The organism is Allobosea sp., from assembly GCF_017308015.1.
Classification (GTDB): domain Bacteria; phylum Pseudomonadota; class Alphaproteobacteria; order Rhizobiales; family Beijerinckiaceae; genus Allobosea.
This window is the reverse complement of sequence record NZ_JAFKFW010000002.1, coordinates 457823-471557: the sequence shown is the minus strand read 5'-3', so window position 1 is coordinate 471557 and position 13735 is coordinate 457823. Positions and strand designations below refer to the sequence as shown.

The 13735-nt window shown below is 66.4% G+C and carries 11 protein-coding genes; 7 read left to right on the top strand and 4 right to left on the bottom strand.

The genetic code is table 11. The features are described 5' to 3' along the window. Window positions 1-981, bottom strand: coding sequence for an L-threonylcarbamoyladenylate synthase (locus tag J0I42_RS02245; protein WP_291652338.1), 981 nt, complete (start codon window positions 979-981; stop codon window positions 1-3). Window positions 982-1159: 178 nt separating this feature from the next. Between J0I42_RS02245 and J0I42_RS02240 the strand changes: the two genes are divergently transcribed. After that, complete coding sequence (locus tag J0I42_RS02240; RefSeq protein WP_291652337.1) at window positions 1160-2935, top strand: acyl-CoA dehydrogenase; 1776 nt, start codon at window positions 1160-1162, stop codon at window positions 2933-2935. A 20-nt stretch (window positions 2936-2955) separates the two neighbouring features. On the opposite strand, the gene J0I42_RS02235 is transcribed toward J0I42_RS02240, so the two are convergent. Beyond that, window positions 2956-3750 (bottom strand): class I SAM-dependent methyltransferase, encoded by a 795-nt coding sequence (locus J0I42_RS02235; RefSeq protein WP_291652336.1) that lies wholly within the window; start codon window positions 3748-3750, stop codon window positions 2956-2958. Between the two features lie 80 nt (window positions 3751-3830). Between J0I42_RS02235 and J0I42_RS02230 the strand changes: the two genes are divergently transcribed. From J0I42_RS02230 to J0I42_RS02215, 4 genes are all read left to right on the top strand, one after another. Then, the gene (locus J0I42_RS02230) at window positions 3831-4712 is read left to right on the top strand and encodes an SDR family NAD(P)-dependent oxidoreductase (protein ID WP_291652334.1); all 882 of its coding nucleotides are present in this window, start codon (window positions 3831-3833) and stop codon (window positions 4710-4712) included. Continuing rightward, entirely contained in the window at window positions 4696-5556 is an 861-nt protein-coding gene (locus J0I42_RS02225; RefSeq protein WP_291652332.1) for an SDR family oxidoreductase, read from the top strand. The genes J0I42_RS02230 and J0I42_RS02225 overlap by 17 nt, the downstream gene beginning before the upstream one ends. Window positions 5557-5659: 103 nt before the next feature. Next, window positions 5660-6649, top strand: coding sequence for a magnesium transporter CorA family protein (locus tag J0I42_RS02220; protein WP_291652330.1), 990 nt, complete (start codon window positions 5660-5662; stop codon window positions 6647-6649). Window positions 6650-6680: 31 nt separating this feature from the next. Beyond that, window positions 6681-8459, top strand: a complete 1779-nt coding sequence (locus J0I42_RS02215; protein ID WP_291652328.1) for an SLC13 family permease — start codon at window positions 6681-6683, stop codon at window positions 8457-8459. On the opposite strand, the gene J0I42_RS02210 is transcribed toward J0I42_RS02215, so the two are convergent. Together J0I42_RS02210 and J0I42_RS02205 are read right to left on the bottom strand one after the other, a co-directional pair. Then, window positions 8460-9518, bottom strand: coding sequence for a magnesium and cobalt transport protein CorA (locus J0I42_RS02210; protein ID WP_291652327.1), 1059 nt, complete (start codon window positions 9516-9518; stop codon window positions 8460-8462). Window positions 9519-9620: 102 nt separating this feature from the next. Beyond that, on the bottom strand, window positions 9621-10667 hold the full coding sequence (locus tag J0I42_RS02205; RefSeq protein WP_291652326.1) for a cysteine synthase A: 1047 nt from the start codon (window positions 10665-10667) through the stop codon (window positions 9621-9623). 141 nt (window positions 10668-10808) lie between these two features. On the opposite strand from J0I42_RS02205, the gene J0I42_RS02200 reads away from it, so the two are divergent. Together J0I42_RS02200 and J0I42_RS02195 are read left to right on the top strand one after the other, a co-directional pair. Next, the gene (locus J0I42_RS02200; protein WP_291652324.1) at window positions 10809-12047 is read left to right on the top strand and encodes a class I SAM-dependent RNA methyltransferase; all 1239 of its coding nucleotides are present in this window, start codon (window positions 10809-10811) and stop codon (window positions 12045-12047) included. A 115-nt stretch (window positions 12048-12162) separates the two neighbouring features. After that, window positions 12163-13575 carry an FAD-binding oxidoreductase gene (locus J0I42_RS02195; protein ID WP_291652322.1) on the top strand — a complete coding sequence of 471 codons (1413 nt, stop codon included), beginning with the start codon at window positions 12163-12165 and terminating at the stop codon, window positions 13573-13575. The last annotated feature ends 160 nt before the right edge of the window (window positions 13576-13735 follow it).

Sequence of the window (13735 nt, the reverse complement as noted above, 5' to 3'; positions counted from 1 at the left end):
TCAGCGCGGCGCGGCGGCGCGCCGCAGACGATCATTGATCGCCTCGCCCAGCTCACGCTCGGGGATGCGGGCAACTGCGATGGTTTTCCGCCCCATCTCGTCGAGCCGGCGCATGTAGCCGAAGAGATGGGCGGCAGCCTCATGCAGGTCGCCGCTCGGGCTGAGATTGAGCGAAGCCGGATGCTTGTGCTCCTCGGGGCCGAAGCCGAGCCAGGCTTCGCCATCATCGGGCGCGTCGGCGTCGAGCCTGACCCGCGCTGCCGGCGCATAATGCGAGGCGAGCATGCCGGGCGAGATCGGCGCATGGCCGGCATCGCCCGCGATGACCAGCGGCCGGCCGATCACATGCTCGATCGCCTCGCGCGGAACGCCGCCCGGGCGCAGCAGGCGCGGCGCGCCGTCGAGGCAGGCGACGATGGTGGATTCGACCCCGACCTCGGTCGAACCGGCATCGAGGATGGCGTCGATGCGGCCTTCAAGGTCGGCCAGCACATGAGCGGCGCTGGTCGCGCTGATCCGCCCGGAGCGGTTGGCGGAGGGCGCCGCGATCGGCCGTCCGGCAGCCTCCAGCACAGCATGTGCGACCGGATGGGACGGGACGCGCAATGCGACGGACGGAAGTCCCGCCCGCGCCAGATCGCTGACGGTGCAGCCTGACGAAGCCGGCACGACCAGCGTCAATGGCCCCGGCCAGAATGCTTGCGCCAGCGCCAGTGCGTTCGCATCGAACAGGCCCTGACGGCGCGCGCTCATGAGATCGGGCAGATGCGAGATCAGCGGGTTGAAGCTCGGACGCTCCTTGGCAGCGTAGATGCCGGCAACCGCCGTGCCCGAAGTCGCGTCCGCCGCGAGCCCGTAGACGGTCTCGGTCGGCATCGCGACGAGCCCGCCTGCGCGCAGCAGCGCCGCCGCATCAGCGATGCTGGAGACATCGGCGGCGAGGAGCTTCGTCTGGCGGGAGGAGGGCAGGAGCTGGTTCACGACGCGATTGACCGATGATGGTTTATATATAAACTAACTGGTGAGCACGACACGGGACGAAGGTCGCGCTCGCTTGCGCGTGGCTTAGGCGATAGTTCCTCGCTACCATCGCGGCAACGGCAAATGCAGGCTGCGGCTGCTTTCATGGGTAAGTAGCGGCCTCGAGGAGAGACGACCTATGAGCTATCGCGCCCCGGTTTCCGACATGCTCTCCACCATGCGCCACGTTGCGGGGCTCGACCGGCTCATCGCCGACGGGCTCGCGCCGGAGCTCGACGGCGGCGTCGCCGAAGCCGTGCTCGACGAGGCCGCGAAATTCGCCGCCGACGTGATCGCGCCGCTGAACCGTGTCGGCGATCTCAACGGCTCGAAGCTGAAGGACGGCGCCGTCACCACCCCGCCGGGCTGGAAGGAGGCCTACAAGGCCTGGGCCGAAGCGGGCTGGAACGCGCTCCCGGCGCCGGAAGCCTATGGCGGGCAGGGGCTGCCGACCTTGCTGCAATCGGCCTGCATCGAGATGTGGAACTCGGCGGCCTTCGCCTTCGCTCTCGGCCCGTTGCTGACGGTCGGCGCGATCGAGGCGCTCCATGCCCATGGTTCCGACCATCTCAAGGAGACCTATCTCGCCAAGCTCGTCTCCGGCGAGTGGATGGGTACGATGAACCTGACCGAGCCCCAGGCCGGCTCGGACCTCAACGCGCTGCGCAGCAAGGCCGAGCGTGTCGGCGACGGCACCTATCGCATCACCGGCCAGAAGATCTTCATCACCTATGGCGAGCACGACCTGACCGAGAACATCGTGCATCTCGTGCTGGCGCGCCTGCCGGACGCCCCTGCCGGCACGCGCGGCATCTCGCTCTTCCTCGTGCCGAAATTCATCGTCAATGCCGATGGATCGCTCGGCGTTCACAATGATCTGCGTTGCTCCGGCATCGAGCACAAGCTCGGCATCCACGCCTCGCCGACCTGTTCGATGGCCTTTGGCGACAATGGCGGCGCGATCGGTTGGCTGATCGGTGAGGAAAATCGCGGTCTCGCCTGCATGTTCACGATGATGAACAACGCCCGCCTCAACGTCGCCCTGCAGGGTGTCGCCATTGCCGAGCGCGCCTATCAGCAGGCGCTCGCCTTTGCTCATGAGCGCAAGCAGGGCGCGGCGCTCGATGCGCCCAAGGGCGCCCCGATGAGCCCGATCATCGTCCATCCGGACGTGCGCCGCATGCTGATGGACATGCGCGCCAAGACGCAGGGTGCCCGCGCGATCTCCTATCAGGTCGCGGAGGCGCTCGACCGCTCGCATCGCGAGACCGACGAGGGCAAGCGCAAGGTCGCCTCCGAGCGCGCCGCCATCCTCACGCCCATCGCCAAGGCCTATGCCACGGATATCGGCATCGATGTGGCCTCGACCGGCGTGCAGGTCCATGGCGGTATGGGCTTCGTCGAGGAGACCGGCGCCGCCCAGCATCTGCGCGACGCCCGCATCGCTGCGATCTACGAGGGCACCAACGGCATCCAGGCGATCGACCTCGTCACCCGCAAATTGCCGCTCTCCGGCGGCGGGGCGGTGAAGGCGCTGATCATGGAGTTGCGCGGCATCGTCGGCGAGGTCGAGCGCGCCAATAATCCGGGCTTCGGTCACGCCGCCGCCCGGCTCGGCGCCGCCGTCGATGCACTGGAGCGTGCGACGGATTGGATGCTGAACACGCTTGGCACGAGCCAGGCCGACGCGCTGGCGGGCGCCACGCCCTATCTGAAGCTCTTCGCGCTGGCGCAGGGCGGTACGGGGCTGGCGAAGAAGGCGCTCGCGACCCGTTCCGAGGCGGAGGGCGCGGCCGATCTCGCAACTGCCCGCTTCCATGCCGAATGCATTGCGACCGAGGCCCCGGCTCTCGAACTCGCGGTGACGGAAGGCGCAGGCGCCATAGCCGATGCGGCAGCGGTCTTCGACGCGTGAGCCTTGCAGCAGCGCTCCGGTCAGGCTGCGGCGCCCCTGCGGGCGCGGATATGCAGGAACAGTGGCGCGATATGCGTGTCGGCGAGATAGGGGATGGCCTTCGCCGTCTCCGCATCGACATGCGGCTCGGCCATATGCTCGATCGTGAGCCCGGCCGCGACGATCATCGCCACCCACTCGCTCAGCGTGCGGTGGAAGCGCGGCACGCGGAACGGCTCGACACTGGCTTTGACCGCGACCGGGGCGGCGCCGAAGCGCCAGGTCTCGATCTCGCCGTCGATGCCGTCGAAATAGCGGCCGACCTCGATCGCGCGAATGTTCCCGGCATCGTCGCGCAGCACCTTGCGATAGGGCGGCGCAAAGCACGGGTGGAGGATGGAGAACTGCAAAAAGCCACCCGGCTTCAGCACGCGCGCGGCCTCCGTCAGCGCCCTGTTCTGAAACGGCATGTCCATCATCGACATGAAGGCCGTGGCGAAATCGAACTGGGCATCCGGGAAGGGCAGGGCGGTGCCGTCCCCGAGCCGGTAGTCGATGCCGAGCGGTGCGGCGGCCTCGGCCTCCTGCGCATGGCGGATGAAGGTCGGAGCGATGTCCACGGCGATCATGCGCCCGCCGGCTTCCGCCAGCTTGCGCGTGTTCGCGCCTTCGCCGCAGCCGATATCGAGGCCGGTGAGCCCGGCGATATCTGGCAGATTCGCCAGGAAGACCGGGGTGTTCAGCGCGTCGCGATAGAGGTCGTAGCCGGCCCGCGCATGCCGGGTCCAGGTTTCGGCATTGGCCTCCCAGCAGGCGGCGACATCGATGCTGTCCATGGTGCTGCTCCATCGCGAGGGGAGCGGGGCTATAGAGCAGCCGGCCAGTCAACGCCAGAGACGATTCGCCGGGGATTCGCATGACCACGGCCCAACCGTCCCTCTCCGGCCGCATCTGTCTCGTGGCGGGCGCTTCGCGCGGGTTAGGGCGCGGCATCGCCAGGGCTCTTGGCGAGGCTGGCGCGACCGTCATCGTCACTGGCCGCTCCAGCGAGGCGGGGCCGCGCACGGACCAGCGCTCCGAGACCTTCGAGGACACGGCCCGCGAGGTCGAGGCGGCCGGCGGCAAGGGCTATCCCTATCGCTGCGACCATACCAGCGAGCGTGATGTCGACGGGCTCGTCGCCTGGGCCCTGCGCCGCTTCGGCCGGCTCGACTGCGTGGTCGATGCGGTCTGGGGCGGCAATGAAGGCTATGACGGCGAGCGCTATCCTGACGGCTCCGGTTTCGGCACGCCGTTCTGGCGTCGTCCGGCGGCGCGCTTGGGCGAGAGCTTCGAGAGCGGCGTCTACGCGCAGTTGCTTTTGGCGCGGGCAGTGGCCCCGGCCATGGTGCAGGCGCGCTCAGGGCTGATCGTCACGCTGAGCTTCGAGATGGCGGGCGATTATCTTGGCGATGTCTTCTACGACCTCGCCAAGGCGGCGATGAACCGCCTGAGCTTCGCGATGGCGCAGGAGTTGGAGCCCTTCGGCGTCACGGCGCTGGGCCTGTCGCCCGGCCATGTCCTGACCGAGCGCGTCCGCGACGCCGGCCTCGGCGACCAGACGACCGAAACCCCGCTCTATGCTGGCCGCGCCGTCGTGGCGCTCGCTGGCGATCCCGATGTCGCCCGTCACACGGGGCAGGTGCTGCATGTCGCTGACCTCGCGCGCGCCTATGGCTTCACCGACCGGAATGGTTCGCAGCCGGCCCGCTACGTCATCACCAATGAACAGGGAGGCGGCGATGTCGCTCAAGGGTAAGACGCTTTTCATCACCGGCGGCTCGCGTGGCATCGGCCTCGCCATCGCGCTCCGGGCGGCGAAAGATGGCGCCAATGTCACCATCGCCGCAAAGACGGCGGAGCCACATCCCAAGCTCCCCGGGACGATCTATACCTCTGCCGCCGAGATCGAGGCGGCCGGCGGCAAATGCCTGCCCCTGATGGTCGATGTCCGCGACGAACAGAGCGTTGCCGAGGCGATCACGAAAACCGCAGAGACCTTCGGCGGCATCGATATCGTCGTGAACAATGCCAGCGCGATCCAGCTCACCAACACGCAGATGACCGACATGAAGCGCTTCGATCTGATGCATCAGATCAACACGCGCGGCACCTTCATGGTCTCGAAATACGCCATTCCCCATCTGGAGAAGGCGCAGAACCCGCATATCCTGATGCTCTCGCCGCCGCTCGACATGAAGACGCAGTGGTTCGCGCCGCACCTGGCGTATTCGATCGCCAAATACGGCATGAGCCTGTGCGTGCTCGGCCTTGCCGGCGAGCTCGCGCGCCAGGGGATCGCGGTCAATGCGCTCTGGCCGCGCACCACGATCGCGACCGCAGCCGTCCAGAACTTGCTCGGCGGCGACAAGATGGTGCAGGCGAGCCGCACGCCGGAGATTCTCGCCGATGCCGCCCATATGATCTTCTCGAAGCCTTCCCGCGAGTTCTCCGGCAACTTCCTGATCGACGACAGTTTCATGGCCGGCGAGGGCGTCACCGATTTCGGCCAGTACCGCGTCGATCCCTCCGTGCCACTGATGCCGGATTTCTTTGTGCCGGCCGACAGCCTGCCGCCGCAGGGCGTAACGGGCGGCGTCTGACGCTGCGGCAGCACTTCGGTCCGGGCCGTCATCGGTTTGACACGCGGCTCGGATCGGAGTTCCTGCCGGTTTCCATCCCGACCGTGCAGCGAGATTCGCGCCCATGCTGACGATCCACGGCACCTGCCCCGACACGCGCGACAAGCTTCGGCCCGGTAAGCTCGACCCGTACGGGGATTTTCCAGAAGATGTCGTCTGGATCGACCTGCTCAAGCCGACGCCTGAAGAGGACAGGCGGGTCGAGAAGCATTTGGGCATCTCGATCCCGACGCGCGAGGAAATGCACGATCTCGAGCCCTCCGAGATCATCTATACCGAGAACGGTGCGCGCTACATGACGGCGCGGATCATCTGCCAGTCCGACACCATCGTTCCGCTGCTGGCTGACGTCACCTTTATCCTGACCGACAAGGCGCTGGTGACGGTGCGCTATGACGAGCCGGGCGCCTTCAACATCTTCCTCAACCGTGCGACCAAGCCCGGCGGCTGCGGCCAGCAGCCCGAAGCCGTGCTGGATGGTTTGATCGAGGCCATCGTCGATCGTGCCGCCGAGGTACTGCGCGGCGTCGGCGACAGGATCGATATCGCCTCGCGCCGCGTCTTTGCCGGGCGGGCGCAGGATGTCGAGCGCGGCGGGGTCTATCAGGTCGTGATCCAGAAGATCGGTCAGTACGAGCACATCATCTCGAATGTCCGCGAGAGCATGGTCTCGGTCGAGCGCGTGCTGCTCTTCCTGTCGGCCAACTATACGCGGCCGAAGAAGGCGCAGACCGGCTTCTCAGCGGAATGGCGTTCCGCGGTGCGCGACGTACAGGCCATCGAGGAGCATGCCGCTTTCCTGTCGAACAAGTTGCAATTCATGATGGATGCCACGCTCGGCCTCGTCTCGATCGAGCAGAACAAGATCATCAAGCTCTTCTCGGTCGTTTCGGTGGCGCTGATGCCGCCGACGCTGATCGCCTCGATCTACGGCATGAACTTCAAGACGATGCCGGAGTTGGAGTGGCAGTGGGGCTATCCGATGGCGGTCGGCCTGATGATTTTGTTCGCCGTGCTGCCCTATATGTTCTTCCGGTGGAAGAAGTGGTTGTGAGCCATTCACCGCGCGATTCATCGAAGGCCGGATGACCCAGCCGCAGATTCTCTCCGTTCTTCTCGTCACTGGCATGATGGCCGCCTTCGTGTGGGGGCGGCTGCGCTATGACATCGTCGCCATGCTGGCGCTGTTGCTTTCGGTTCTGCTGGGATTGGTGCCGGCAGCGGAGGCTTTCAAGGGGTTCTCGGACGATATCGTCATCATCGTCGGCAGCGCGCTGGTCCTGAGCGCGGCAGTCGCACGTTCGCGCATCATCGAGCGGCTGTTCTCGAAGCTGGGCTCGGGCCTGACCTCGACGCAGTTGCAGGTACCGTTGCTCGTCTTCGTCGTCGCGGTGATGTCGGCGATCATCAAGAATATCGGCGCGCTCGCGATGATGCTGCCGATCGCCTACCAGCTTGCCCGCAAGAGCGGGAAATCGCCGTCGGTCTTCCTGATGCCGATGGCCTTCGCCTCGCTGCTCGGCGGCATCGTCACGCTGGTCGGCACCTCGCCGAACGTCATCGTCGCCCGCGTCCGGCAGGAGCTCGGCGGCGAACCCTTCCGCATGTTCGATTTTGCCCCGGTCGGCATCGTCGTGGCCGTCGCAGGCTGCCTCTTTCTCAGCGTCGGCTATCGCCTGCTGCCGCGCGAGCGCCGCGGTGCGGTCTCGCTCGACCAGGCGATCGACATCAAGGATTACCTGACCGAAGCCAAGATCCGCGAGAAGTCGCCGCTCGCCGGCAGGACGGTCGCCGATCTCAAGGCGATCGGCGGTGAGGCCATCGAGATCGTCTCGATCCTTCGCAACACGCGTCGCGCCCAGGCGCCGCTGCCAGACGCCTCGCTCAAGGCTGGCGATATCCTGCTGCTGCGCGGCGATGCCGCGGTACTGGAACGGGTGGTCGCGGAAGGCGGGCTCGATCTCACCGGCAAGGACCGTCCGACGCAGAAGCAGGATGCGCTCGATCCCGACCGTATCGCCGAGGCCATCATCGGCCCGGACTCGACGCTGATCGGCCAGTCGGCTGGCGATATCGCGCTGCATCGCCGCTTCGGTGTCAACATGATCGCGATCAGCCGTTCCGGCGAGCGCTTCAGCCAGCGTCTGCGCGATATCCGCCTGCGGGCCGGCGACATCGTCGTCATCCAGGGCGACGAGAAGCTGCTGCCGGAAAAGCTCTCAGAGCTCAGCCTGTTGCCGCTGGCCGACCGGCTGGTGCCGCTTGGCTCGACCCGCCGCGTCGTGCTGACCGTCACGATCGCGCTCGCCGCCATCGTCGCGCTGGCGGCGGGGCTTGCTCCGGTTCCCTTCGTCTTCTTTGCCGCGGCGGTGCTCTTGATCGCGTTCCGTTGCGTGCCCCTGCGCGAGGCCTATCACAGCATCGATGCGCCGATCCTGCTGATGCTGGCGGCGTTGATCCCGGTCTCCGACTCATTGCGGACCACCGGTGCGACCGATCTCTTCGCCTCCTGGCTCGCGATGATCGGCGGTGGCTTGCCGGGCTGGGCGTCGGTCGCGCTCATCCTCGTCGCGGCAATGGCGGTGACGCCCTTCCTGAACAATGCCGCGACAGTGCTGGTGATGGCGCCGATCGGGGCCGGCTTCGCGAAAAACCTCGGCTACAATCCCGACGCCTTTCTGATGGCGGTGGCGATCGGGGCCGCCTGCGACTTCCTCACGCCGATCGGCCACCAGTGCAATACGCTGGTGATGGGGCCGGGCGGCTATCGCTTCAGCGATTATGCGAGGCTCGGCGCGCCGTTGTCGCTGCTGGTCATCCTGCTCGCCGTGCCGATGATCCTGCTGGTCTGGCCCTTGAGATAACTACAGCCAACCGTTCTGCTTGAAGCGCCAGTACAGGAACGAGCAGGCCGTCACGATCACGCAGATCACGGCGTAATAGCCGTAGTGCATCTCCAGTTCCGGCATGTTCTTGAAGTTCATGCCATAAATGCCGGCGACCGCCGTCGGCACGGCCAGAATGGCGGCCCATGAGGCGAGGCGCTTGGTGATCAGGCTTTCCTGGCTCTGCCCGACCAGTAGGCTCGCCTCGAAGGCGAAGGCGAGGACTTCGCGCAGGCTGTCGATCTTCTCCTGCACGGTGCGGACATGGTCTGTCACGTCGCGGAACATCGGGGCGAGCGTCGGCCGGACCTGCGGCACCGTGCCGTTCATCAGGCGCTGGCAGACATCGACCAGCGGTGCCACCGCGTTGCGCAGGCGCAGCAGGTCACGTCTGAGCATGTAGAGCCGCTCGATATCGGAGCGTCCCATCGGCTTGGCCAGGACCTTGTCCTCGATCTCCTCGACCTCGTCATGGATCGCTTCCAGCACCGGCATGTAATTGTCGACGATGAAATCCAGGATCGCATAGAGGATGAAATCCTCGCCCTTCGCCAGCGAGGTCGGGCAGGTCTCCCAATGCTGCCTGACCGATTTGTAGGAGGTCGAGGCGCCGTGCCGCACGCTGACGATATAGCCGCGGCCGACGAAAATATGCGTCTCGCCGAAGGCGATGCGCCCATCGATCAACTGGGCCGTGCGGGCGACGACGAAGAGCGCGTCGCCGTATTGCTCGAGCTTGGGCCGCTGATGGGCGTTGGTGGCATCTTCGACCGCGAGGGGATGCAGGTTGAATTGCTGCTGCACCAAGCGCAGGAGCGCGGGCTCAGGCTCGAACAGGCCGATCCAGACGACATGGTCGTCCTTGCGGGCCCATTCCCCCGCTTCCATGACCGGAATATCGGCGACACGCACGCCGTGGACATAGACGCCGGACGCGATGACACCGTCCTGATGCGGGTGGCCCTGTCCGAGCGGGATGGCAGCGGGGGCCGCTTCCCGCGCGGTGGCGGATGTGAGCCGGGTTTCCGAGACTGACATGCGACCACCTCGCCGATCGCTGGATCATCGAAGCGCAGGCTAGGACCGTTCGGTCCTCGTGGAAACCACTTTTGCGGCTGCGCCAATTGTCGAAGCCGTGCCTCAGGCCATCACCTTCGCCACGAACTGCTGCAGGGCCGAGCCACTCCGCTCCAGCCAGCCGGGAACCGGCAGGTTCTTTGAACGTAGGAATTCCGGATTGAACAGCTTCGACTGGTAGCGCGTGCCGTAGTCGCACAGCACCGTCACGATGGTGTGGCCCGGTCCCATCCGCTTCGCCAGCCGGATCGCTCCGGCGACATTGATGCCGGACGAGCCGCCGAGGCACAGCCCCTCATGCTCCAGCAGGTCGAAGACGATCTGCACCGCTTCCGCATCGGGAATCTGGAAGGCGATATCGACCGGCGCATCGACCAGATTGGCGGTGATCCGGCCTTGGCCGATGCCCTCGGTGATCGAGGAGCCCTCGGCCTTGAGCACGCCCGCCGTGTAATAGGAATAGAGCGCTGCGCCCATCGGATCGGCCAGCCCGATCGTCACCTTGGGATTGCGCGCCTTCAGCGCCATGCCGACACCGGCCAGCGTTCCCCCTGAGCCGACCGCGCAGATGAAGCCGTCGACCTTGCCTGCCGTCTGCTCCCAGATTTCCGGGCCGGTCGTTTCGAGATGGCCCTGCCGGTTCGCGACATTGTCGAACTGGTTGGCCCAGATCGCGCCGTTCGGCTCGGTCTTCGCCAGTTCCTCGGCGAGACGGCCCGAGACCTTCACATAGTTGTTCGGATTGGCGTAAGGAGCCGCCGGCACCTCGACCAGCGTCGCGCCGGCCAGCCGCAGCATGTCCTTCTTTTCCTGGCTCTGTGTCTCCGGGATGACGATGACCGAGCGATAGCCCAGCGCGTTGCCGACGAGCGCGATGCCGATCCCGGTATTGCCCGCGGTACCCTCGACGATGATGCCTCCGGGCTTCAACTGCCCCTTCGCCTCGGCATCGCGGATGATGGCGAGCGCGGCACGGTCCTTCACCGACTGGCCGGGATTCATGAACTCGGCTTTGCCGAGAATGATGCAGCCGGTGTCCGCCGAGGCGCGTTCGAGCTTGATGAGCGGGGTGCTGCCGATGGCTTCGATGACGCCGTTGCGGATGGTCATGCCAGGATTTCCCAATTTCTCTCCAACCTGATAGGCGAAAGCCTCTCAGCGGTCATCAGTGAGCGGGCCTTTCGCCCCGAATTCGGAACAATGCCAGTCGCCAAGTCGCACGCCGGAGACGATTCTTCTCCGAAGCTCGCCATGAATGAAATCCTGAGCGTCGATCGCCTCGGCCAGAAGGGTGACGGCATCGTGCAGGCTGCCTCCGGCAGCATCTTCATTCCCTATGCACTGCCCGGCGAGACCGTGCGCGCCGTGGTCGATGGCGAGCGCGGCCAGCTCGTCGAGATCATCACCCCGTCGGATTCCCGCATCGCCGCGATCTGCCCGCTCTTCACCCGCTGCGGCGGCTGCGCGGCCCAGCACATGGCGCCCGGCCTCTACCGTGAATGGAAGCGCCAGCAAGTCGTCACCGCCTTGAGCCGCGCCGGCATCGAGGCGCCGGTCGGCGATCTCGTCGATGCCCATGGTGCCGGCCGTCGCCGTGTCACTTTCCATGCCCGCCGGCAGGGTGAGGCGATGGTCGTCGGTTTCATGGCGGCGCGCAGCCATGACCTGATTTCCGTCGAAGCCTGTCCGGTGCTGGCGCCGGGGCTCGACCGCGCCCCGGCCGTCGCCCTGATGTTGGCGAACCGCATGGGCGGGGCCAACAAGCCGCTCGATATCCAGGTCACCGCCTCGGAAGCCGGGCTCGATGTCGATATCCGCGGCCATGGCCCGCTCGGTGACAAGCTTCGGCTCGCCCTGACGCAGTTGGCCGAGCGGCTCGATCTCGCCCGGCTCTCCAACCATGGCGAGATCGTCGTCGAGCGCCGCCCGCCCTTGCAGCGCATGGGCAAGGCGCTGGTCGCGCCGGCCGCTGGCGGCTTCCTGCAGGCGACGGCGGCAGGCGAGGAGGTGCTGGCCGGGCTCGTCATGGCGGCGCTACCCAAGGGCAAGCGCGCGGCCGACCTCTTCGCCGGCTGTGGCCCGTTCGGCTTCCACATTGCCGAGAAGATGCAGGTGCTCGCCATCGAAAGCGACAAGGCCGCGATGCTGGCACTCGCCAAGGGCGCGGGCGCGACACAAGGCCTGAAGCCGATCGCGACCGAGACGCGCGACCTGTTCCGCCGCCCGCTTCTGGAACATGAGCTCAACGGTTTCGATGTCATCGTGCTCGACCCGCCGCGCGCCGGCGCGGAGGCGCAGGTCAAGCGATTGGCGGCCTCCAAGGTCAAGGACGTGATCTACGTCTCCTGCGATGCGGCGAGCTTCGCGCGCGACGCCGCGACCCTCGTTGCGGGCGGCTATGCGCTGGAGACCGTGACGCCGGTCGATCAGTTCCGCTATTCCGCTCATGTCGAGCTCGTCGGCGTGTTCCGGCGTAGCAGGAAGGGTTGAGGCATTTTCGAGCGAAGTGGGTACCGGTTCGCGTGAAGAAAATGCGGTAGGGCAAAATTGAGAGACGTTCTGCGGTTTGCAGAACCGCAGAATTTCTCGAAGGCAGGGCTTCAGGATGAGCGCAATTCTCGATCGCATGGCCGCTATCGTCGGCGCGAAGAACGTCATCACCGATGCCGACGCGATGGTGCCCTACCTCAAGGAATGGCGCGATCTGTTCCGCGGCAAGGCGCAGGGTATCGTTCGCCCGAGCTCGACCGCCGAAGTCGCCGAGCTGGTGAAACTGGCGGCCGAGACCGGCACGGTGCTGGTGCCGCAGGGCGGCAATACCGGCCTCGTCGGTGGCCAGATCCCGATCTCCGAGGGCAAGGAGGTCATCCTCTCGCTGCAGCGCCTCGACAAGGTCCGCGCCGTCGATACCGATGGCGACACGATGATCGTCGAGGCCGGCGTCACCCTGAAGCGCGCGCAGGATGCGGCGGAAGCCGCTGGCCGGCTCTTCCCTCTCTCTCTGGCTTCCGAAGGCTCCTGCACCATCGGCGGCAATCTCTCGACCAATGCCGGCGGCACCGCCGTGCTCGCCTATGGCAATGCCCGCGAACTCTGCATGGGCCTTGAGGTCGTGCTGCCGGACGGCCGCATCTGGAACGGCCTGCGCCAGCTCCGCAAGGACAATACCGGCTACGACCTGAAGAACCTCTTCATCGGCGCCGAAGGCACGCTCGGCATCATCACCGCCGCTGTGCTGAAGCTCTTCCCCGCGCCGGCGGCGCGCGCCACCGCCTTCCTCGCCGTGCCCGATCCGGCGGCGGCGCTCGAACTCCTGAACGCCGCCAAGGCCGGCGCCGGCGGCACGCTGACGACCTTCGAACTGATGCCGCGCATCGGGATGGACTTCGTCCTGCGCCACGCTTCCGGCACGCGCGACCCGCTCTCCGAGCCGTCGCCCTGGTATGTGCTGATGGAGGTTTCCGCCCAGCAGGCTTCGGGGCTCGACGAGCATGTCGAGGCCTTCCTCGGCGAAGCCCTGGAGAAGGGCATCGTCACCGACGCGGCCCTGGCGGGGTCGCTGACCCAGCGCGCCGATTTCTGGAAGCTGCGCGAGATGCTCTCGGAGGTGCAGACCTATGAGGGCGGCTCGATCAAGCACGACGTTTCCGTGCCGATCCACGCAACGCCGGAATTTCTGGCGCGGGCCATCGCGGCGGTGGAGGCGATGGTGCCGGGCTGCCGGCCGGTGCCCTTCGGTCATCTCGGCGACGGCAACATCCACTTCAACGTCAGCCAGCCGGTTGGCGCGGACAAAGCGGGCTTCCTCGCGCGCTGGAGCGAGATGAACGAGGCGGTCCACGCCATCGTCGCGGAGCTCCACGGCTCGATTTCGGCCGAGCACGGCATCGGTCGTCTGAAGCGCGACCTGCTGCCGGGCGTGAAGGATCCGGTCGAGCTCGACCTGATGCGGACCATCAAGCAGACGCTCGACCCGAAGGGCATCCTGAACCCGGGCGCCGTGTTGGCAGTCAAATAGGCTAGATCACCAAGTAGGCTCGGACAGCGCGGGGAACCCTCTCCCATAGGGAGAGGGCAGGGTGAGGGGTAGGCCGTTGGTCGTTTGAACGCGACCCGATCGCTGCTGCTGTGAGATCAATACGAACTGGTCCAGGGCCGACACCTCACCCCTACCCCTC